We start from the raw sequence: 20782 nt of genomic DNA on the forward strand, positions 1-20782 counted from the left end.
TCAATTCCATTTCCGCGCAATAGCATCGTAGGTTCCGTTCTCACGGATGGCTTTCAGGCCTTGTTGAAACAGCTGAACAGTAGCATCCGCCGTCCCGGTGCTGAAAGCCATGTTGAACCCTCCCGCTTCTTCCAGCGCGGGCACACGCAAGGATTGCACCAGCGTGCGGTCAGGATCGTCGCCAACCTGGCGGGCCAGGTAGTCGGCATTCAATTCGTCGGAGATCCACAGGTCGACGTGCCCGGTTTGCAGTTTCTGGTAGTTGAGTTCGTAACGGTTGCTGGACTGCAATTGCTGGCCGAGCACGAACTTCTGGCTCATGAGGTATTGCTCGCCGACGTCTTCATTGACCGTGGCGGTCTGCCAGTCGCGTGCGTCGTTCAGGTCCATGAGGCTGACCGGATGGGCAGACGAGGAATAAATGTACCAGCGCGAAGAGGCGATGGTGCCGACCCACTTGAACAGGTGCTCGCGCTCGGCCGTGCGGGTGATGGAGTAGATGAGGACGTCAGGGTCGTGCAGCGCCAGGTCGTAAGCGCGCGCCCACGGCATCGACTGGATGCTTGCCTGAACGTTCACCTCCTTCAATACCGCCTGCACCACCTCGGTGCTCATGCCGGTCAGCTGACCGTCGCGGGTCATGTTGTAGGGCGGCAGCTCTTCGGTGACGATGCGAATCGGATCGGCGTGGACACCCAAAACACTCAGGCACAGCCATACCGCGTGATCAAGCACGCGGCGGGCCAGGCGACGGAGAACAGGGGGTGTCATGGACAGCTACCTCATGGCTGCAGTCGCAAGGTGTTCCGATTCCGGGCGGACATCGGCAAAGGAACACGACCAGACTGCTTCGTACATCCACGATATCGGCTGCAAAATCCGGCACTTGAGAGGTTTATCTGCCGTTCATCCTGTGGTGTTGCGGGTGGTCGGTTGCGTGGGTCGAGCGCCTGAAGACCCGGAGGACGCATCCGGCCGGGCGCAACCCTGTGGCGTTCTGCCACACCAGCGCTTGCCGCGTTGTTTGATCCAGATCAAGGGTCTCGGACATGGCTGTAGGAAAAATACCCCGCACCCCGACGAGTCCTCAACATGCCCGGCCCTTTCGATTTCCTCAAACACCCGCTGGCGAAAGAGATCGGTCTGATCCTGTTGATCAAACTCGTCTTGCTGATGGGGATCCGCAGCGTCTGGTTCGACGCTCCGGTCGACGTCAGGGACGACGGGGTGCAAGCCGGCCTGCATGTACTGGGCGCCCCTCCCGAACCTCCTGAGAAGAACCCAAAATGATTTCGGAATCAGTCGTCGACTTATCTCGACTGCAGTTCGCAATGACCGCGCTGTACCACTTTCTGTTCGTCCCGCTGACGCTGGGCATGGCCTTTCTGCTGGCGATCATGGAGTCGGTCTACGTCATGACCGGCAAACAGGTCTACAAGGACATGACCCAGTTCTGGGGCAAGCTGTTCGGCATCAACTTCGCCCTGGGGGTGACCACGGGCCTGACGATGGAATTCCAGTTCGGCACCAACTGGGCGTATTACAGCCATTACGTGGGCGATATTTTCGGCGCGCCGCTGGCCATCGAAGGCATGATGGCGTTCTTCCTTGAGTCGACCTTCATTGGCTTGTTCTTTTTCGGCTGGGACCGTCTGAGCCGTGTGCAGCACCTGACCGTCACCTGGCTGGTGGCGATCGGTTCCAACCTGTCGGCCTTGTGGATTCTGATTGCCAACGGCTGGATGCAAAACCCGGTCGGCGCCGAATTCAACTTCACCACCATGCGCATGGAGCTGACCAGCTTCAGCGACCTGCTGTTCAACCCGGTCGCGCAGGTCAAGTTTGTTCATACCGTTGCTTCCGGCTACGTCACGGGTGCGATCTTCGTGCTGGCGATTTCCAGCTGGTATTTGCTCAAAGGCCGTGACATTGGCTTTGCGCGGCGCTCGTTCGCCATTGCCTCGGCGTTCGGCATGGCTTCGATTCTGTCGGTGATCGTGTTGGGGGACGAATCCGGTTACGAAATCGGTGACGTGCAGAAAACCAAACTCGCCGCTATCGAGGCCGAGTGGGAAACCGAACCCGCGCCTGCGGCGTTCACTTTGTTCGGCCTGCCGAATCAGGCGGAGCAGCGCACCGATTACGCGGTGAAGATCCCCTACGTGATGGGCATCATCGCCACGCGCTCGGTGGACAAGCAGGTCACCGGCATCAAGGACCTGGTCAGCGAACATCAGGCGCGCATCCGCAACGGCATGGTCGCGTACGACCTGCTGGGCAAGTTGCGCGCCGGCGACAAGAGCCAGCAGACGCTTACTGCCTTCAATGATGTGAAGAAAGACCTGGGTTACGGCCTGTTGCTGAAGAAGTACACCGACAAGGTGGTGGACGCCAGCGAGCAACAGATTCATCAGGCGGCTCTGGATTCCATTCCTCACGTCGCCTCGATCTTCTGGACCTTCCGCCTGATGGTGCTCAGCGGTGTGTTGATGCTGCTGTTGTTTGCCTGTGCCTTCTGGGCCTCGGCGCGCAAGAATGAATCCAGCAAACCCTGGTTGCTCAAGTGGGCGCTGTTCAGCCTGCCGCTGCCGTGGATCGCCACGCAGACCGGCTGGTGGGTGGCCGAGCACGGCCGTCAGCCGTGGTCCATCGGTGAAGTGCTGCCGGTGCACCTGTCGGCGTCGACGCTGTCGTCGGGGGATGTGCTGGGCTCGATCCTGACGCTGGTGGGTTTCTACACCGTGCTGCTGATCATCGAGATGTACCTGATGATCAAGTTCGCCCGACTCGGCCCAAGCAGTTTGCACACTGGTCGTTATCACTTCGAACGACGTGACGCTGACGTGTCCGCCGCACCCCAACCGACGCTGGCCTGAGGAACGCACGATGTTCGATTACGAGACACTCAAACTGATCTGGTGGGTGCTGGTCGGCGTGCTGCTGATCGGTTTCGCCCTGACCGACGGGTTCGACCTGGGCGCAGCGATGCTGATGCCTTTTGTCGGTCGCAACGACACTGAAAGAAGGGTGGTGATCAACACCATCGCGCCGCACTGGGACGGCAATCAGGTGTGGTTGATCACCGCCGGCGGCGCGCTGTTCGCCGCCTGGCCACTGGTGTACTCGGCGGCGTTTTCCGGGCTGTACTGGGCGCTGCTGCTGGTGCTGTTCGCCTTGTTCGTGCGCCCGGTGGGCTTCGATTACCGCAGCAAGCTTGCAAACACCCGATGGCGGCAAAGCTGGGACTGGGGCCTGTTCGTCGGAGGCCTGGTGCCGTCGCTGGTGTTCGGCGTGGCCTTTGGCAACCTGCTGCTGGGCGTGCCGTTCCAGTTCGATGACACGCTTCGCTCCAGCTATCAGGGTAATTTCTGGCAGTTACTGAGCCCGTTCGGATTGCTGGCCGGTGTGGTCAGCCTGAGCATGCTCGGCCTGCATGGCGGCAGCTGGTTGATGATGCGCACCGAAGGCGCGATTGCCCATCGTTCGCGGCGTGCCACGCAAGGGTTGTCACTGGTGTTCTTGCTGGCGTTCATCGGTGCGGGTGCCTGGCTGCTGTTCGGCGGCATTCAGGGCCTGGCCATCACGTCGACGTTTGACCCTGGCGCCGCGCTGAACCCTTTGGCCAAGACCGTCGCGGCGACCAACCCTGGCTGGTTGGCCAACTATCACGCGCATCCTTTGACCGTCATTGCGCCGTTGCTGGGGATCTTTGGCGGGCTGCTGGCGTTGCTCGGTGCCAGTGCGGGGCAGGGTAGAACGGCCTTTCTGGGCAGCAGCCTGGCGATTGTCGGCGCGCTGTGCACCGCAGGCTTTGCGCTGTTTCCCTTCGTCATGCCGTCGAGCCTGGACCCGGCCTCCAGCCTGACCGTATGGGACGCAGTGTCCAGCCATAAAACCCTGATCATCATGCTCGTCGCAGCGTCGATCTTCGTGCCGCTGATCCTCTGCTACACGCTGTGGTGCTACGCCAAAATGTGGGGCAAGGTCACCACCGCGCACATCGAGCACAACCCTCACGGTCTTTATTAAGGAGAATCGTCATGTGGTATTTCGCCTGGATTCTTGGCGTCTTGCTGGCCTGCAGCTTCGGCATCATCAACGCGTTGTGGCTGGAGGCTGCGGACGCCCGCTCTCGGGAGAATGGTCGTGACCGCTGAGGCATTGGCCGCTCCTTTCAGGCATGCCGTCGGCCGGGTCTCGTCCCTGCTGATGGCGGTGCCCTTGAGTCTGGTGCTGCTGATCCACCCGGCATCGATGCTCAATGCCCAAGGTCATTACTCCCACAGCCTGTTGATGCTGATCATGTGGGGCGTGGGCGCAGGCTACGTGCACGGGGTCGGCTTCGAGCCTCGTGCGCTGGCCTGGCGGGTGGTGTTCCACCCGTTGCTGGCGTGGGCTTTTATGGCGTTGGGGTTCGGCCTTTGGATACTCGCGCGTCAGTGGGTCTGAGCCTTGGGCGTCTTCAGGACAGGCAGGATGGACAGCGCGATCAGCGCGGCAATGACGCACAGCAGGCCGGAGATAAAGAAGGCCGGCAGGTAACTGGCAAAGTGCGTGCGGGTCCATCCGGCACCGAAGGCGGCAAAGGCGGCGCCTAGCTGGTGGCCGGCGAAAATCCAGCCGAAGACGATGTTGGCACGCTCAGGCCCGAACTTCTGCACCGTCAGCTTCACCGTTGGCGGTACGGTGGCGATCCAGTCCAGGCCGTAGATCAGAGCAAAGAACGACAGGCCGTAGACCGTGAAGTCCGAGAACGGCAGGATGATCAGCGCCACCCCACGCAACCCGTAATAGGCGAACAACAGCCAGCGGTTGTCGAAGCGATCCGACAACCAGCCTGAACCGATGGTCCCGACAAAATCGAAAATCCCCATCACGGCAAGCATGCCTGCTGCGGTAGTGGCAATAAGGCCGTAATCACCGCACATGCTGATGAAGTGGGTCTGAATCAGGCCGTTGGTGCTGGCCCCGCAGATGAAAAACGTCATGAACAGCACCCAGAACGTCCAGGTCCCGGAGACGTCCCGTAATACCTTGAGCGGCGTCGTCAGCAACTCGGCGAACGTCTGAGTGCTCGCCACCAGCGGCTGGATGTCGGTTTCGCCATAGGACGGCAGTTGCAGGTCGGCGGGACGGTTGCGCATCAGCGCGAGCACGGCAACGCCGGCAATCACGATGGCGACACAGATGCAGGTCAGCGCGGTCCGCCAGCCATAGTGCTCAGTCAGGTTGGCGAGCATCGGCATGAACACCAGTTGACCGGTGGCAGAGCTGGCCGATAACAGGCCCATCGCCATGCCACGGCGCTGCGAGAACCAGCGTGTGGCCACCGTTGCCCCCAGCACCATGGCCGTCAGACCGGTGCCGAAGCCCACCACCAATCCCCACAGCACCACCAACTGCCAGAACTGCGTCATGAACAGCGACAGGACCATGCCGCTGGCGACCAGGGTCAGCGCAGTCAGCACCACCTTGCGCACGCCGAAGTGATTCATGAAGGCGGCCGCGAACGGTCCGACCAGACCAAACAGGGCAAAGCGCACCGCCAGCGCCGAGGATATTTCGGCAGTGTCCCAGCCGAACTCCGCTTCCAGCGGGTTGATGAACACACCGGGAGCACCGACCGCTCCAGCCATCACCAGCATGGTCAGAAAGGTGACGGCCAGAATGACCCAGCTGTAATGAATGCGGCGACGCGAGAGCGACGCAGCAAGAACCGACGAAACCATGAGTGTTCCCCGAGAAGCAAAAAAGCGAAAAAATAGAGTATGACCGTGCGCCAATATGAACGCTCAGAAGCATGGGTCTCGTCAAGAGGATATTTCTGGATGTTTCGCTGATGGAGGGAGCAAAAAAGGGTGTGAACAGAAGGTTTTCTAGACTGACCTTAAACCTGTGGGAGCGAATTTATTCGCGAAAGGTGTATCAGGCTCTGAAGGTGTGTTGGCTGTACGAGCGTTTCGCGAATGAATTCGCTCCCACAGGAATGGGTCGCCCCAAGGAGTTGGAGACCTATCCAGTTGTTGGGCAGTACAGGACTCCGCATTCGTCGTTGAGCCTGCGTCAAATTCGCAGTCGACATTCGCCAGGCTCCGGAGGAGTTGCCCGTTTCTCGGTTCAAAACGCTACTATCGCAACCACTTACAAGAACAGCGTATAGCCGAGCCCATCCATGGACAGATTTCAGGAAATGCAGGTCTTCATTGCCGTGTGCGAAGAGCGCAGCTTTGCCACGGCCGCCCGACGTCTGAACATGTCGGCGCCCAGTGTCACCCGAGCCGTCGCCGCGTTGGAGAAACGCATCGGCACCTTGCTGTTGTCGCGGACCACACGCAGTGTGCACCTGAGCGAAGCGGGGCAGCGTTACCTCACCGATTGCCGACGCATTCTGAGCGAGCTTGAAGAGGCCGAAGAGTCTGCCGGGGGCAGCATCGCCGCGCCGGTCGGCCAACTCACGATCACTGCCTCCATGCTCTTCGGCGAACTGTTCGTCATGCCGTTGGTGGTGGGCTATCTGCAGCAATACCCCGGGGTGAGCATCAACGCGCTGTTGCTGGACCGGGTGACGCAAATGGTCGAGGAGGGCATCGACGTCGCGGTGCGCATCGGCCATCTCATGGACAGTACCCAGCATGGCGTCAAGGTCGGGGAAGTGCGTCGCGTGCTGTGCGCATCGCCTGCGTACCTCGACGCCCACGGGCGTCCGCAGCATCCCGAAGACTTGAAACAGCATCGGCTGGTGGTTTCTCACGCCAGCGTGTTGCTGCGACGCTGGGAGTTCATGGACGCAGGCAAACCGGTGCACGTCGATCTCCAGTCGCGCCTGACCGTGTCGGCAAATCAGGCGGCAATTACCGCGGTGACCATGGGTTGGGGCATTACCCGCGTTCTGTCGTATCAGGTCGCCAGTCAGGTGGCCAGCGGTGCGCTGGAGCTGGTGCTCGAAGCGTTCGAAGAGCCTGCCTTGCCGATACACGTCTGCTACCAGGCGGAGCGCAAGGTGTCGGCCAAGGTGCGCACGTTCGTCGATTATTGCGCCGAACGCATGATGCAGGACCCGGCAATCAAGGCGGCAGGCAGGAGTCATCGCTGATGGATCGCCACCAGCAGATGACCATTTTCGACGTCGTGGTCGCCGAGCAGGGGCTGGCGGCGGCGTCGCGCAGACTGGGCGTTTCCGAAGCGACGGTCAGTCGCTCGCTGGCCGCGCTGGAAGCGCGTCTGGGCACACGGCTTTTGGCGCGCAGTACGCGGGGCGTGACCTTGACCGAATCGGGGCGCCTGTTCGCCAACGAATGCGCGCGGTTGCTGCGCGCGGCCGACGAAGCCGATGCCTCGGCCAACGGACTGCACGTCGAGCCTCGTGGCTTGCTGACACTGGTCACGCCACTGTTGTTCGGGGACCAGCTGTTAATGCCGGTGATTCTTGATTATCTGGACGCCTGGCCCGGTATCGAACTGTCGGTGGTCTATCAGGATCGCTTTCCCCATATGCACGAGGAGGGTGTCGATGTCGCCGTGCTCATCGGCGCCTTACCCGATGCCTACATGGTGGCGCGAAAGGTCGGAACGGTACGCCAAATGATCTGTGCCAGCCCTGCGTATCTGGAGCGGCACGGCGCGCCATTGACGCCGACCGACCTCGCGGCGCACTCCCTGGTGTTTTGCAGCGCCAGCCACCGCATGCTCGAGTGGCGATTTCAGCGCGACGGCTCACTGCGCAGCGTGGCCTTGAAGCCGAACCTGCGCTGCACCACCCAAGTCGGCGTTATCGGCGCTGCCATCAACGGCGCGGGACTCGCGTCTTGCCTGGGCTATGAAGTTCACGGGCATCTCCAGGCGGACCGGCTAACAAGTGTGCTGGAAGGGTTCGAGCCCGATCCGTTACCGGTACACCTCGTGTATCGGGAGGGACGGCGTGCGTCGGCCCGCGTGCGCAGCTTTGTCGACTTCGCCGTCGAACGCATGCGTCAGCACCCGGTGCTGCAGCACTGACCACTGCGCTATTGCTGACGGATCATTTCATGGGGTGAAATGCTGGATTGCCTTTTGTGGTGATTCTGCTCTTTGGCGTCGTGGCTCACTATTCACCCATCGGCGCGGTGAACCCTCAGGCGGCAACACCGCTTCCGCGCTGACCCTTACTTCACGACAGCCTCAGGAGCCAAACCCATGAATGCCATCAAGCTCTATCATTTCCCGTTGTCCGGCCACTCTCATCGTGCCCAGTTGATGCTGTCGCTGCTGGGACTCGACCCTCAGATTGAGTTCGTCGATCTGGCCAAGGGCGCGCACAAGACCCCTGAATACCTGGCGATCAATGCCTTCGGCCAAGTACCGGTCATTGACGACAACGGCACGATCATCGCCGATTCCACCGCGATCCTGGTGTATCTGGCGAAAAAGTACGACACCTCGGGCAAATGGCTCCCCGCCGATGCGGCCGGTGCCGCAGAAGTGCAACGCTGGCTGGCGGTTGCCGCTGGGCAGATCAACAACGGTCCGGCCCGCGCACGTCTGATCACCGTATTCGGTGCAGGTTTCGACCCTAAGGACACTATCGACCGCGCTCACGCTGTGCTGAAAGTGATCGAGACGCACCTGGACGGTCGCGAATTCCTGGCGGCTGATCACCCCACCATCGCGGATGTTGCGGGCTACAGTTACATCGCCCATGCGCCGGAAGGCAACGTTTCGCTGCAGGAATACCCGAACGTCCGTGCCTGGCTGGCGCGCATCGAAGGCCTCAACGGCTTTGTCCCGATGCCCCGGACTAAAGCAGGCCTGGTGGTCTGATTCGACGGGAACCTCCGGGGTGCCGGGAAACGGCTGACGGAGTTCGATGCTGTTTTTGATTCTGGCCGAAGGCCGTAGGGGTTTGTTTGCTGGCGGTCTGTTCGCTGACAAATCAGGCCTCTGCGCCCGTCGGGCAGAGCGAGGCCCTCTGATAGTGGGAGTCTGTGTCATGAACGATGTCCCTTCTGAAAGACCCTCACCTTGGCATTCCGGTGAGCTGGAAATGCAAGTTCACGTCGGCGTCGCCGAGCGCATGGGCGTGATGGGCAAGAAAGTCATTCGTGATTACATGCCCGATCAGCACCGTGAGTTTTATGCGCATCTGCCCTACATTTTCATCGGTGCGGTGGACGATGAGGGCTGGCCTTGGGCAAGCCTGATGGACGCCCACGCAGGCTTCATTGCGTCACCCGATCCACGGCATTTGCAGTTTTCCCGCTTGCCTGACAGCGACGACCCCATGGGCGCGCACTTCGTACCGGGGGCGGCGGTGGGCATGCTGGGCATTGACCTGCGCACCCGTCGGCGCAACCGCATCAACGGGCATATCCAGTCCGTGAGCGATCAGGGGTTCTCGGTGCAGGTGGAGCACTCGTTCGGCAATTGCCCGCAATACATTCAGCTGCGTGAACTCAAACAGACCGCGCTGCCTGACCTGAAGGCACGTGCGCCGATTGAACGCATGAGCACGCTGGACGATGCGGCTGTGGCAACGATTCGTGCTGCCGATACTTTTTTCGTCGCCAGCTACGTGGACCTTGAAGGCGATCAGCCACACCGCTCGGTGGACGTTTCCCATCGCGGCGGGCAGGCGGGCTTCGTCAGGGTCGAGGGCGACGTGCTAACCATTGCTGACTTCGCCGGGAACCTGCATTTCAATACGCTGGGCAACTTCCTTGTTAACCCGAAAGCCGGGTTGGTGTTCATCGATTTCACCACCGGTGATCTGCTGCAACTGGTGGGCCGTACCACAGTGATCCTCGACGGGCCGGAAATCGCTGCCTTTCAGGGCGCCGAGCGACTCTGGCAGGTCAAGGTCGAGGCCGTGGTTAGACGCCCTCAGGCGTTGCGTTCGCGCTGGGAGTTCCAGGGCTTCTCGCCCAATAGCCTGATGACCGGCGATTGGGAGCAGACCGCTGCGCGTCTTCAGGCCGATGCATTGCGCGACCAATGGCGTCCGTTGCGGGTGACGCGCATCGCCGACGAAAGCGCAGGCATCCGCTCGTTTTATTTCGAGCCCGTCGATGGCGCCGGTTTGTCCGCCTTCAAGGCCGGCCAGCACCTGCCGTTGCGACTGACCCTGGAGGGGCACGCCAAACCGGTGATCCGCACCTACAGCCTGTCGAGCGCGCCGTCCGATGATTTCTTTCGCATCAGCGTCAAGCGTGATGGCCTGGTGTCGGCGCACTTGCACGACGCGTACAAGGTCGGCGACCTGATCGAGGCGCGGGCGCCGCAAGGCAGCTTTGTAGTAGACCCGCGGGAACGCCGGCCACTGGTGTTGTTGGGCGCCGGCATTGGCGTGACACCGATGCTGTCGATGCTGCGCGAGGTGATTTATGAAGGCAAACGCGTGCGACGCATGCGGCCGACCTGGTTCATTCAGAGTGCACGTCGTCTGGCGGATCTGGCATTTCGCGAAGAATTGGACACACTGGTTGCCAACGCCGGAGATCAACTGACGGCTGTCCGTCTGCTGAGCCAGCCCGAGCGCGACGCGCGTCTAAGCAAGGATTATCACCTTGCGGGTCGTATTGACCTGGACCTGCTCAAGGCGCTGTTGCCGTTCGATGACTTCGATTTTTATGTCTGCGGACCTGCAAGCTTCACACAGGGGCTGTATGACGAATTAAGGGCGATGCATGTACGCGATGAGCGAATCCATGCGGAAACCTTCGGCCCGTCGACCCTGCAGCGCACCCGCGACCAACAGACGGCCGGGATCCAGCAGCCGCCTGCCGCCACGGTTTCGGTGCCCGTGCTGTTTGAGCGATCTGCCAAGGAAGCGCGTTGGCAACCCGATGGCGGGACGTTGCTGGAACTGGCCGAGAGCCGGGGCCTTGAACCCGAGTACAGCTGCCGCGGTGGTTCCTGCGGCACCTGCAAGACCCGGCTCGTCAGTGGCCAGGTGCATTACCCGGTCCCGCCCGCCGAAATGCCGGCGGCCGACCACGTGCTGATCTGCTGCGCAGTCCCGGCCTCAGGGCCGCTGGTGCTCGATCTGTAAACATCCATGCGAGTGCAGAACATGTTTGACGGGAGTCACTGCGATGAGTGAATGGCCAGCGTTCGAAAAAGAAGACGATCCCAATCTGATGCACGCCACCGAGCAGGAGGTGTCGTGGCTGCTGCCACAGTCACTGGCCTCGCTGGCTGGCGAACTGGCTGCAAGCCACGAGGAGCATGAGTCTCCGACGACCTTGCGGCTGATTTCCTGGGTGCGTTCGGTGTCAACGTTCAGTCGCCACCGGTGATGGCCGGGCCGGCCCTCGACACCCCGGGTGGCTGATGCTCGGTCGAGGTTCACCCTCCCACCAGGATGCTCGTTCGGGCACAAATTGAGGGTTGAAATGATTCGCTGTCTGACCGGATGATGTGCGTCGGTCGCGATACGTACGCCGTTACCGGGCGTCGCACATCATGCTGGGCGTACCTGCCTGAATGCGTTGATCACCGTGACCTGACGGCGCCCAAGGTACAGGGCTGGCCCGCACGGTGATCAGGTTGTCCATCCATCAAGACAAGGAAGTGTATGTCGATTACCCGCAGAAAACTGATTGGCGCCTCTTTGGTGGCCATCCCTTCGCTTTATTGTTTCAACTTACTGGCTGCCGATCTCGGCACTGCATCATCCTCTTCAATTGAACAGGGACTGGCTGAGCTGGAGCGTCGCCACGGCGGTCGCCTGGGTGTGGCCATCCTCGACACGGGCAGCCAACGCCTGATCGCCCATCGCGGCGATGAGCGTTTCGCGATGTGCAGCACGTTCAAGGCGCTCGCCGCTGCGTATGTGCTGGCGCGGGTCGACCGCAAGGAAGAAGACCTTTCACGTGTGATCGTGTACGGCAAGGATCAGTTGGTGCCGTACTCACCGACCACGGAAAAACACACAGGCGAGGGTGGGTTGAGCGTGGGTTCGATCTGCGAGGCAGCCGTGACGTTGAGCGACAACACGGCGGCCAACCTGCTGCTGGACAGTTTCGGCGGCCCGCCTGCGTTGACCGCGTGGTTGCGTTCGACGGGCGATCAGGTCACCCGGCTTGATCGGCGCGAACCGGATCTGAACGAAAACCGGGCGGGTGATCCCCAGGACACGACCACGCCGATTGCGATGTTGCAGAGCCTGCGTACGCTGATCCTGGGGGATGTACTGTCCGGTGCTTCGCGGGACCAACTGATCGCCTGGCTGGTGAGCAACACGACAGGCGACAAGAAACTGCGTGCCGGGTTGCCCAAAGCCTGGAGGGTGGGGGACAAGACGGGGTCCAATGCCAAAAACGCTAGCAATGACGTAGCGATTGTCTGGCCGACCGGACGTCCACCGTTGGTCGTGAGTGTTTATTACGACCATCCAAGGCTGGGTGACGATCAGGTTAATACAGTCATCGCTGATGTCGCGCGTCTGATTGCGCAGATGTAGGTATTCATGATGATGATCGTTCCGACGCTCCGCGTGGTAACGCAGTCATTGACGCTCCGCGTCAGCCTGGACGCAGACCGTCCTGTCCGGCATTCCCACGCAGAGCGCGGGAACGATCATTAACCTGTGGGAACGAGCTGACTCACGCGGGGGCAGGCGACGTTACGGAATCAACCGCTGCTTGCGCAGCTCGTCGAACACGTCGAAAAACGCCTGATCACTCGCTTGAAACTCCTTGAAGCCCAATGCGCGGCTTTTCGACATGTCGGTGATCACTTCAATGGGGCGCCCCAGGTCCGCGTCGGTGTGCCAAGGCGAGATCAGACGGTTGATGTCCGCTTCTTTCAGGCCGTGCTCACGCACGATCTCGGTCCAGGCCGCTTGATCCTCGGCCATTTGAGTCTCCAGTGGCGAGACACTTGGCGGGTAGGTCGCAGGGTGCAGGCCGAAGTAGTCGGCGATCCGGGTCCACATCCACTTCCAGCGAAACACGTCGCCGTTGGTGACGTTGAACGCCTGGTTCGCTGCCGCAGGCGTCGTGGCTGCCCACAACTGCTGCTTGGCCAATTGGCGTGCGTCGGTCATATCGGTGAGGCTGTCCCACTGCACCCGTGAGCCCGGGAACACGAAGGGCCTGCCTGTGGCTTTGCAGATCGAGGCATACACGGCCAGTGTGGTCGCCATGTTCATGGCATTGCCCACGGCAACGCCGGTCACGGTGTGCGGACGGTGCACGCTCCAGGTAAAACCGTCGCGCTTGGCGGCGGCAAACACTTCGTCTTCCTGGGCGTAGTAGAAGTTCTCGATGTCCAGACGCCCTTGTTCTTCACGAAACGGCGTCTGCGGCAGCGAGCCTTTGCCGTACGCCTCGAACGGGCCGAGGTAATGCTTCAAACCGGTCACCAGGGCGACGTGCTTGACGCTTTTGCCCGGGCTCAACGCATCCAGCACGTTGCGCACCATGCCCGCGTTGACCTTGATGTTCTCCGCCTCGGTGGCCTGACGCGACCACGTGGTGATGAAGACGTGGGTCGGCTTGATGCCTTCGAGCGCTTGCTTCACCGACGCCGGGTCCTGCAGGTCGGCGGCGACGGGAATCACCCCCGCAGCTTGCGAAGGATGGCGGGAGAGGGCGGCGACCTGCCAGCCGTCCGCAAGCAACAGTTGGGTGGTTGCGCTGCCGACAATGCCGCTGGCGCCGACGACCAATGCGGTCTGAGTCATGGGGTGCTCCTTGAAGATGAAGAGAATCAGCCTTGTCGGCCCTGAAGACTCAGAGCCCGCAGGCAGGGCAGAGGTTCATCTCGATAAGACGCCGTTAGGGCCAACCGTTATTCAGCCCACCAACAACGCCGCCCCATACATGCCTGTCGCGAATACCACATGGCCGATGACATTCTGCAAGCGTGCCACGGTTGGGTTGGGAGCCTTGTTGCACGCAACGCCAACGCCCATGCCGGGTTGCAGGATGAACCAGCCGGCGCCGATCGTGACCAGCCCCACGATCAGCGCTGGGAAAAATGTCGGAGCGTGCGCCCATTGCACGCCCCAGATCATCAGCAACGCGGCAGCGAAAATGATCCCGACGGCGTAATGCATGGCCCAGCCAATCTTCAGCTCATTCGGGACTGGCGGCGAGTTGCCGATGCCGTTGCGGTGCACGAACTGGCCATGGCGCATCCCGGCAAACCAGCGTCCCACCAGATGCCATGGCGGGGTGGGCATACCGAGGGTTCTTTTGAGCAGTTGTGCCCAGAGGTCCAGCAAGGCGGTACCGCCACTGCCGATGAGAACGGCGAGGAAGATAAATTCGAACATGTCTGTCCTTGGTGTCGTCGGTTATCAATGCGTTCGTAGTGGCGCCACACGTTAGCAGCTTGTCGCGATGGCGCGCATGAAACAGGCGAAAAAACCGTTGTGAGCCACCTTCGACAGCAGAATTCTTCATTCGCGTTTTTTCGCCTACGAGCCTGTCGATGACCATGATCCCTGCGCCAGATCCGTCACTGACCAATCATCGCCGTGGATGGGCGGGCTTGCTGTGCGCCTGGGTCCGTCTCGGCGCCGTAGACTGTCCATCCACCAGGCCTGCGCTTCACGCCAATCGCCAAGACCGGATAGTCCATTCAAGGAAGGCCGCGTTGGAGGGATGATTGCGGGACCGCTTTACGTCGGGCTTCTCCGCCCAGATGGCCACGAACCCCTCATAAGCATTACGTGGCGGACACCGCGCAATGGGTTTGAGGTGAATTGTGAAAAATATGTGAATAAATGTTAGTGATACATATAGTAATCATTCTCACTCTGATTCAGAATCCGGTTTCTTTTTTACGCTATCAGGAACCGAGACCTTGAATCGTTGTGTTTCCGCCACTTTGCTTCTTGCCAGTGCCGTCAGCAGTGTTTCCCTCGCGCAGGCCGCCGATGAAATGACCCTGCCCGCCACGCAAATTCAGGACGTTGCCGCTCAGGATGATGCGCAAAGCGTGGGGTACGTCGGGAGGCCGTCTTCCAGCACCACGAAGCTGGGGCTGACCAACAAGGAAACGCCACAGGCGATCACCACGATCACCCGTGACCAGATCAACGATTACAAGATGAACAGCGTCAAGGACGCCCTCCGTTCCGCACCGTCGGTGACCGTGGAGCAGAGTGAAACCGACCGTACGGAATTCACCTCCCGCGGGTTTGAAATCAACAGCTTCGAATTCGACGGTATGAACATGCCGTTTACCCAGACCATCCTGAACGGTGATCTGGACATGGCCGAATACGAGCAGATCGACGTGTTGCACGGTGCCAACGGGTTGATGAGCGGGGCGGGGAACCCGTCGGCCACCGTCAACTTTGTGCGCAAGCGACCGACGAAGGAATTCCAGGCACAGATCGACACCAGCGTGGGTTCCTGGGACACCCGTCGTGTTGACGTGGATGTTTCGGGCCCGCTGACGGACACCGGAAACGTACGCGGCCGCTTCATCTACGCCCATGAAAAAGGCAATTCGTGGATGGACCGCTACAGCCACGAGAAGAACGTCGCGGCGGGCTTGCTGGCATTCGACCTGTCCGACGCCGACACCCTGACGGTCGGATTCTCTCAGCACAACAGCGACTCGAACGGCAGCACCTGGGGCAACTTGCCGTTGGTCGACAGCAGCAACAACCCTATTCATTACTCAAGTCGCAGCTCAAACGTCGGTCAGCCTTGGTCCTACTGGGACATCCATACGCAGCGCGTCTTTGCCGAACTGACCCATGACTTTGGCAACGGCTGGAACGCCACGCTCACCGGCACCGCCATCACCGAATACCAGAACAGCAGCATGTTGTATGTCGCCAGCGTCACCGACGACGATGCACTGGCTTTCGCCGCTCAAACCTCAGGCAGATCGCACCAGTTGATCGGCGAAGCGAAAGTCTCTGGCCCCTTCAGCCTGTTCGGGCGCGACCATGAGCTGACCTTCGGCGCCAGCTATGGCCGCACGCACCAGAAGGCGCGCGAGTACGATGCGGCGCAAGCGGGGTATTACAACACCTCGTTCGCCAGCATTCTGGCCGGCACCGAGGCGCCACCTCAATTCCTCTACACCAGCGACATCAACACCCAGAACATCATTGACCGGCAGAAGAGCCTGTTCGCCGGCGCCCGCTTCAGTCTGGCGGATGACCTGCACTGGATTGCCGGGGCGCGCATGCTCAGCACTGATGGTACGGGCGAGAGTTATGGCGTCGATCACGCGCAGCGCGAGCACGGCAAGGTCACGCCGTACACCGGGCTGGTGTATGACCTGAACAAGGAGTGGAGCCTTTACACCAGCTGGACGCAAATCTATAACCCGCAATACGGCTACGCCGGTATTGATGGAAAACCGGTGGACCCGCTCGAAGGCAAGAGCCTGGAGGCGGGTGTCAAAGGCAGCCTGCTGGATGAGCGCCTGAACCTGACGGCGGCGGTATTCAAGACCGAGCAGAGCAACGTGGTCGCGCTGGATCAAGCGGTGCAGGTCGGCTCTCAGTACCGCTACCCAACCGGGGACTACAAGAGCCGCGGTATCGAGCTCGAAGCGTCGGGCGAAGCCCTGCCAGGCCTGGACCTGCTGGCAGGCTACACCTACGTGCATATCGAAAATGAAGACGGTGACAAGTCGCGCCGGTACGTTCCGACGCACAGCTTCCGTGGCATGGCGACCTATCGCCTGCCGGGCTTGCCGCAGGCCCGCATCGGCACCCGCGTCAGCTGGCAGAGCGGCATTCAGAACGACAACATCAGCGTCATCCGCCAGAACGCCTACGCGCTGGTCGACCTGATGACCAGCTACGACATCGACAGCAACTGGAGCACGGCGCTGAACTTCAACAACGTCACCGATCGCAAGTACCTGACGTCGTTGTACAGCGGCACCGCCAGCAACTACGGCGCGCCTCGCAACGTCACGGCTTCGCTGACCTGGAAGTACTGATACGTTTCAAGATCGCGTGAGCCTCTGCGAAGGGGCTCACGCTGATGCGCTGGCTCGCCGAATGCATCTGCGCTACTCGCTCTGTTCGGGCACTGGCGCAGCGTCTGACGGGTTTTCGTAGGAAATGTGGTTGATGTACCACATTGCTTCTCCGGTGGGCGTCTGCACCATCACCTCATCGCCTTGCTCTTTTTTGAGCAGCGCCCGGGCCATGGGTGAATCGATGGAGATGTAGTCCATGCGTCCATAGATTTCGTCGTAGCCAACGATGCGAAAGCGTTTGGTGTCGCCGTCATCGTTCTCGATTTCGACCCACGCACCGAAGAACACCCGGCCTTCCTGTTCTGGGGAATAATCCACCACGCGCATGTCTTCCAGGCGCTTGCGCAGGTAGCGCACGCGGCGGTCGATTTCACGCAGCAGCTTCTTGTTGTACTGATAGTCGGCGTTCTCGCTGCGGTCACCCAGGGACGCCGCCCAGGCGACTTTCTGGGTGATTTCCGGGCGGTAGACGCGCCACAGGTGATCGAGTTCTTGCTTGAGGGCGGTGTGGCCTTCGCGGGTACTGATATTGGTGCTCAAAGCATTTCTCGATGGTCGCTGTTCGAGGGTCGGCCTCAAGGATGAGCGGCCGGGGGCGATGCCGACATCTTTGCTGTCGGCATCGCCCCGGTCAACCCTTGCGGTCAGCCTTCGCGCAGGACGGTCAGCGGACTGGCGTTAAGCGCCCGGCGTGTGCCGAACACGCCTGCGCCGCCCACCAGCGCCGCGCCGATCAATGGCAGGACCAGCAGCCAGACGTGCGGGTGCCATTCCAGATTGAAGGCGTAGCGGTAGAGCGCGAAGCTGACCAGTTCGCAGCCCAGTGCTGCCAGCACGCCACTGACCGCGCCCAGCAGGCCGAACTCGATGCGCCGTGCCTTGATCAGCAGCGCCCGGTTAGCGCCCAGAGCCCTGAGCAGCGCACCTTGGCGAATGCGCTCGTCAAGGGTGGCCTGCAAGCCGGAGAACAGTACCGCCAGGCCTGCGGCGAGGACGAACAACAGCACGTACTGAACCGCCAGCGTGACCTGATCGAGGATGCTGCGCAGTTGTTCCAGCAACGCTTCCACTTGCAGGATGGTCACTGCGGGGAAGGCGCGCGACAGCTCGACGATCTGCTGGTCGTTGCCAGGTGCGAGGTAGAAGCTGGTCAGGTAGGTGGTCGGAACGTCCTTGAGCGTGCCGGGCTGGAAGATCATGAAGAAGTTGGGTTGGAAGGTGTCCCAGTTGATGTCGCGCAGGCTGGTGACTTTGACCTCATGATTCGCGCCGCCAATCACGAAACTCAACGTATCGCCCAGTTTCATGTTCAGGCTCTTGGCCAGCTTGGTTTCAACCGATACACCGGGGATCTCATCGGCGGTGGGCGGTTGGTCGCTGGTCCACCACTGGCCTTCCGTGATGCTGTTGCCTTCGGGCAGGTGGGCCGACCAGGTCAGGTTGAGATCACGCTGGGTGGCGTTTTCGCCGCGTGAGTCCTTGGTCACGAACTTGCTGACCGGCTCGCCATTGATGCTCATCAGGCGCCCCGGAATCATGGGGTACAGCGGCGCGCTGTGGGTCGACAGTTGACCCATGCGCTCGGCGAAGCGGTCACGCTCGGCGGGCAGGATGTTCAGGGCGAAATAGTTGGGGGCATCTTTGGGTAACTGGTTCTGCCAGGTGTCCAGCAGTTCGCCGCGAAGCAGGGCGATCAATCCCATCGACAGCAGGATCAGCCCAAACGCCAAGGACTGCCCGGCTGCCGCCATGGGATGCCGAAGCAGTTGCCCCAAGCCCAGGCGCCAAGGCAACGAAGCCCCGGCCAGCAAACGCCGCAGGCTTTGCAAGGCGATCAGCAGAACGCCGCCCAGCACCACGGCGGCGATGAGGCCACCGCCGAGCAGGGCGAAGGTCAGTACCAGATCCAGGCTCAAACGCCACATGATCAGGCCCAGCGCCAGCAATGCCGCGCCATACACCAGCCAGGTGCTGGCGGGAATCGGCAGCATGTCGCGGCGCAGCACGCGCAACGGTGGAACGCGGCCCAGCGCCGCCAGCGGCGGCAGGGCAAAACCGGCCAGTGCGACCAGACCGGTGCCGATGCCGGCGAGCGCAGGCAACCAGCCTCCCGGTGGCACGGCGGCCGGCAGCAGATTTTCCAGCAGATAGAACAGGCCCATCTGGGCGAACCAGCCGAGCAGGGCGCCTGCAACGCTGGCCACGATGCCGAGCATCGCCAGTTGCAGACTGAAAAGCACCAGGGCTTCGTTGCGTGACAAGCCCAGACAGCGTAGCAAGGCGCTGGCATCGAACCGTCGCACGGCAAAACGGGCGGCAGACAGCGCGACCGCAACACCTGCCAACAGCACAGCCACGAGGCTGGCCATGTTCAGGTAGCGCTCGGCTTTGCCCAGTGCACCGCCGATCTGTTGGTTGCCATCGCGGGCGTCGTCGATCTTCTGATTCGCGGCCAGAGCAGGTTCGATAGCTTTGCGATACGCCGCCAGGTTTTCCGGCGTGCCCCGCCACAGGTCGCGAAAACTGACGCGGCTTCCAGGCTGTACGACCTTGGTGGCTTCAAGGTCAGCCATGTTGATCATCACGCGTGGCGTCAGGCTATAGAAATTGCCTGCTCGGTCGGGCTCGTAGGTCAGGACGCGCGTCAGCTTGAGTGTGGTGGAGCCGACATCGATGCTGTCACCCACCTTGAGATTGAGCGCCGCCAGCACGCGCGCTTCCGCCCAGGCCTCGCCTGCCTTCGGCTCGCCACCGGTGACCTCCGGCTGATACGGCGCATCGGCGCTTTTCAGCTCGCCCCGCAACGGATAAGCGGCATCCACCGCCTTCACGCTCGCCAGCTGAATACCGTTGTCGGTTGCCACCACGCTGGAAAAGATCACGATCTGCGAATGGTCGAGCTTAAGCGCAGTTCCCGCTTCGATCTGCTCGGGGCTGGCCGGGGTCGAGCCGCTGAGGATCAGGTCGGCGCCGAGGAATTCAGTGGCGCGCAGCAGCATCGCGCTGTTCAGGCGCGAGCCAAAATAACCGATGGCGGTACTGGCCGCCACGGCGACCACGAGGGCAAAAAACAGCACCCGCAGCTCTCCCGCGCGGGCATCGCGCAGCAACTGGCGGGCGGCGAGGCTGAGCAGACGGGCAAAAGGCAGACGTGCCATCAAGGCTCCATAGGGGTGACGAGACGGCCACCTTCAAGTCGGATCAGGCGCCGGCATCGATGGGCCAGACGTTCATCATGGGTTACGAGCACCAGCGTGGTGTTGCGCTCCTGGTTCAGTTCGAACAGCAGGTCGCTGATCCGCTCGCCGGTGTGGCTGTCAAGGTTGCCGGTGGGCTCGTCGGCGAACAGCACGTCAGGGTCAGCGGCAAAGGCGCGGGCGATGGCGACCCGTTGCTGCTCGCCGCCGGACAACTGTCGAGGCGTGTGGGTCAGTCGTTGGCCCAGGCCGACCCGTTCCAGCAGATGCCGTGCCTGTTCGCGGGCGTCCTTGCGACCCTCGAGCTCCATGGGCAACATGACGTTTTCCAGCGCATTGAGGCTGTCGAGCAGCTGGAATGACTGAAACACGAAGCCCACGTGTTCGGCGCGAACTCTGGCCCGCTGATCTTCATCCAGTTCACTGAGATTGCGCCCCGACAGCGTCACGGCACCCGCGCTGGGCAAGTCCAGGCCGGCCAGCAGGCCCAGCAGGGTCGATTTGCCCGAACCCGAAGCGCCGACGATGGCCAGCGTGTCGCCCTTGTTTAGTTCCAGGGAGAGTTCGTGCAGGATGGTCAAGTCACCTTCGGTGCTTGGGACCACTTTGCTGAGGTTCCGAGCACTGAGAATACTTTCGCTCATGGA

Annotated in this window: 19 protein-coding genes; 12 read left to right on the forward strand and 7 right to left on the reverse strand. The window is 61.4% G+C overall.

The window, feature by feature from the left end; genetic code table 11:
- Complete coding sequence (locus BLS87_RS02015) at positions 1 to 771, reverse strand: substrate-binding periplasmic protein (protein WP_074749721.1); 771 nt, start codon at positions 769 to 771, stop codon at positions 1 to 3.
- A gap of 321 nt (positions 772 to 1092) precedes the next feature.
- Between BLS87_RS02015 and cydP the strand changes: the two genes are divergently transcribed.
- From cydP to BLS87_RS02040, 5 genes are read left to right on the forward strand one after another with little or no spacing between them, the layout of a single operon-like run.
- Positions 1093 to 1290, forward strand: a complete 198-nt coding sequence (gene cydP / locus BLS87_RS02020) for a cytochrome oxidase putative small subunit CydP (RefSeq protein ID WP_074749722.1) — start codon at positions 1093 to 1095, stop codon at positions 1288 to 1290.
- The gene (locus tag BLS87_RS02025; protein WP_074749723.1) at positions 1287 to 2876 is read left to right on the forward strand and encodes a cytochrome ubiquinol oxidase subunit I; all 1590 of its coding nucleotides are present in this window, start codon (positions 1287 to 1289) and stop codon (positions 2874 to 2876) included. Before cydP ends, BLS87_RS02025 begins: the two co-directional genes overlap by 4 nt.
- A gap of 10 nt (positions 2877 to 2886) precedes the next feature.
- Positions 2887 to 4029 carry a cytochrome d ubiquinol oxidase subunit II gene (gene cydB, locus BLS87_RS02030; RefSeq protein WP_074749724.1) on the forward strand — a complete coding sequence of 381 codons (1143 nt, stop codon included), beginning with the start codon at positions 2887 to 2889 and terminating at the stop codon, positions 4027 to 4029.
- An 11-nt stretch (positions 4030 to 4040) separates the two neighbouring features.
- Positions 4041 to 4157 carry a cytochrome bd-I oxidase subunit CydX gene (gene cydX, locus BLS87_RS02035; protein WP_074750231.1) on the forward strand — a complete coding sequence of 39 codons (117 nt, stop codon included), beginning with the start codon at positions 4041 to 4043 and terminating at the stop codon, positions 4155 to 4157.
- Positions 4147 to 4449: a cyd operon YbgE family protein gene (locus BLS87_RS02040; RefSeq protein ID WP_425262188.1), complete on the forward strand. Its 303-nt coding sequence runs from the start codon at positions 4147 to 4149 to the stop codon at positions 4447 to 4449. Before cydX ends, BLS87_RS02040 begins: the two co-directional genes overlap by 11 nt.
- Here the strand turns inward: BLS87_RS02040 and BLS87_RS02045 are convergent.
- Positions 4437 to 5729 (reverse strand): MFS transporter, encoded by a 1293-nt coding sequence (locus BLS87_RS02045; RefSeq protein ID WP_074749726.1) that lies wholly within the window; start codon positions 5727 to 5729, stop codon positions 4437 to 4439. The genes BLS87_RS02040 and BLS87_RS02045 overlap by 13 nt on opposite strands.
- A gap of 443 nt (positions 5730 to 6172) precedes the next feature.
- Between BLS87_RS02045 and BLS87_RS02050 the strand changes: the two genes are divergently transcribed.
- The 6 genes from BLS87_RS02050 to bla all read left to right on the forward strand — a co-directional run bounded on the left by BLS87_RS02050 (position 6173) and on the right by bla (position 12436).
- Positions 6173 to 7093, forward strand: coding sequence for a LysR family transcriptional regulator (locus tag BLS87_RS02050; RefSeq protein WP_074749727.1), 921 nt, complete (start codon positions 6173 to 6175; stop codon positions 7091 to 7093).
- Positions 7093 to 7995: a LysR family transcriptional regulator gene (locus tag BLS87_RS02055; RefSeq protein WP_074749728.1), complete on the forward strand. Its 903-nt coding sequence runs from the start codon at positions 7093 to 7095 to the stop codon at positions 7993 to 7995. Before BLS87_RS02050 ends, BLS87_RS02055 begins: the two co-directional genes overlap by 1 nt.
- Before the next feature lie 177 nt (positions 7996 to 8172).
- Positions 8173 to 8796 carry a glutathione S-transferase family protein gene (locus BLS87_RS02060; RefSeq protein WP_074749729.1) on the forward strand — a complete coding sequence of 208 codons (624 nt, stop codon included), beginning with the start codon at positions 8173 to 8175 and terminating at the stop codon, positions 8794 to 8796.
- A 169-nt stretch (positions 8797 to 8965) separates the two neighbouring features.
- The gene (locus BLS87_RS02065; protein WP_074750233.1) at positions 8966 to 11023 is read left to right on the forward strand and encodes a 2Fe-2S iron-sulfur cluster-binding protein; all 2058 of its coding nucleotides are present in this window, start codon (positions 8966 to 8968) and stop codon (positions 11021 to 11023) included.
- A 43-nt stretch (positions 11024 to 11066) separates the two neighbouring features.
- On the forward strand, positions 11067 to 11270 hold the full coding sequence (locus BLS87_RS02070) for a hypothetical protein (RefSeq protein ID WP_074749730.1): 204 nt from the start codon (positions 11067 to 11069) through the stop codon (positions 11268 to 11270).
- Between the two features lie 278 nt (positions 11271 to 11548).
- Positions 11549 to 12436, forward strand: coding sequence for a class A beta-lactamase (gene bla / locus BLS87_RS02075; RefSeq protein ID WP_074749731.1), 888 nt, complete (start codon positions 11549 to 11551; stop codon positions 12434 to 12436).
- 162 nt (positions 12437 to 12598) lie between these two features.
- On the opposite strand, the gene BLS87_RS02080 is transcribed toward bla, so the two are convergent.
- On the reverse strand, positions 12599 to 13660 hold the full coding sequence (locus tag BLS87_RS02080) for an SDR family oxidoreductase (protein WP_074749732.1): 1062 nt from the start codon (positions 13658 to 13660) through the stop codon (positions 12599 to 12601).
- Positions 13661 to 13771: 111 nt separating this feature from the next.
- The gene (locus BLS87_RS02085; protein ID WP_074749733.1) at positions 13772 to 14254 is read right to left on the reverse strand and encodes a DUF2938 domain-containing protein; all 483 of its coding nucleotides are present in this window, start codon (positions 14252 to 14254) and stop codon (positions 13772 to 13774) included.
- Between the two features lie 533 nt (positions 14255 to 14787).
- Between BLS87_RS02085 and BLS87_RS02090 the strand changes: the two genes are divergently transcribed.
- The gene (locus tag BLS87_RS02090; protein ID WP_425262189.1) at positions 14788 to 16896 is read left to right on the forward strand and encodes a TonB-dependent siderophore receptor; all 2109 of its coding nucleotides are present in this window, start codon (positions 14788 to 14790) and stop codon (positions 16894 to 16896) included.
- Between the two features lie 72 nt (positions 16897 to 16968).
- On the opposite strand, the gene greB is transcribed toward BLS87_RS02090, so the two are convergent.
- The 3 genes from greB to BLS87_RS02105 form a co-directional block, all read right to left on the reverse strand.
- Positions 16969 to 17478 carry a transcription elongation factor GreB gene (gene greB, locus BLS87_RS02095; protein ID WP_074749734.1) on the reverse strand — a complete coding sequence of 170 codons (510 nt, stop codon included), beginning with the start codon at positions 17476 to 17478 and terminating at the stop codon, positions 16969 to 16971.
- Positions 17479 to 17582: 104 nt separating this feature from the next.
- Positions 17583 to 20096 (reverse strand): ABC transporter permease, encoded by a 2514-nt coding sequence (locus tag BLS87_RS02100; RefSeq protein WP_074749735.1) that lies wholly within the window; start codon positions 20094 to 20096, stop codon positions 17583 to 17585.
- Positions 20096 to 20779, reverse strand: a complete 684-nt coding sequence (locus tag BLS87_RS02105; RefSeq protein ID WP_074749736.1) for an ABC transporter ATP-binding protein — start codon at positions 20777 to 20779, stop codon at positions 20096 to 20098. Before BLS87_RS02105 ends, BLS87_RS02100 begins: the two co-directional genes overlap by 1 nt.
- Positions 20780 to 20782 lie beyond the last annotated feature (3 nt).

Origin of the sequence: Pseudomonas abietaniphila (genome assembly GCF_900100795.1) — a bacterium.
GTDB classification, from domain to species: domain Bacteria; phylum Pseudomonadota; class Gammaproteobacteria; order Pseudomonadales; family Pseudomonadaceae; genus Aquipseudomonas; species Aquipseudomonas abietaniphila.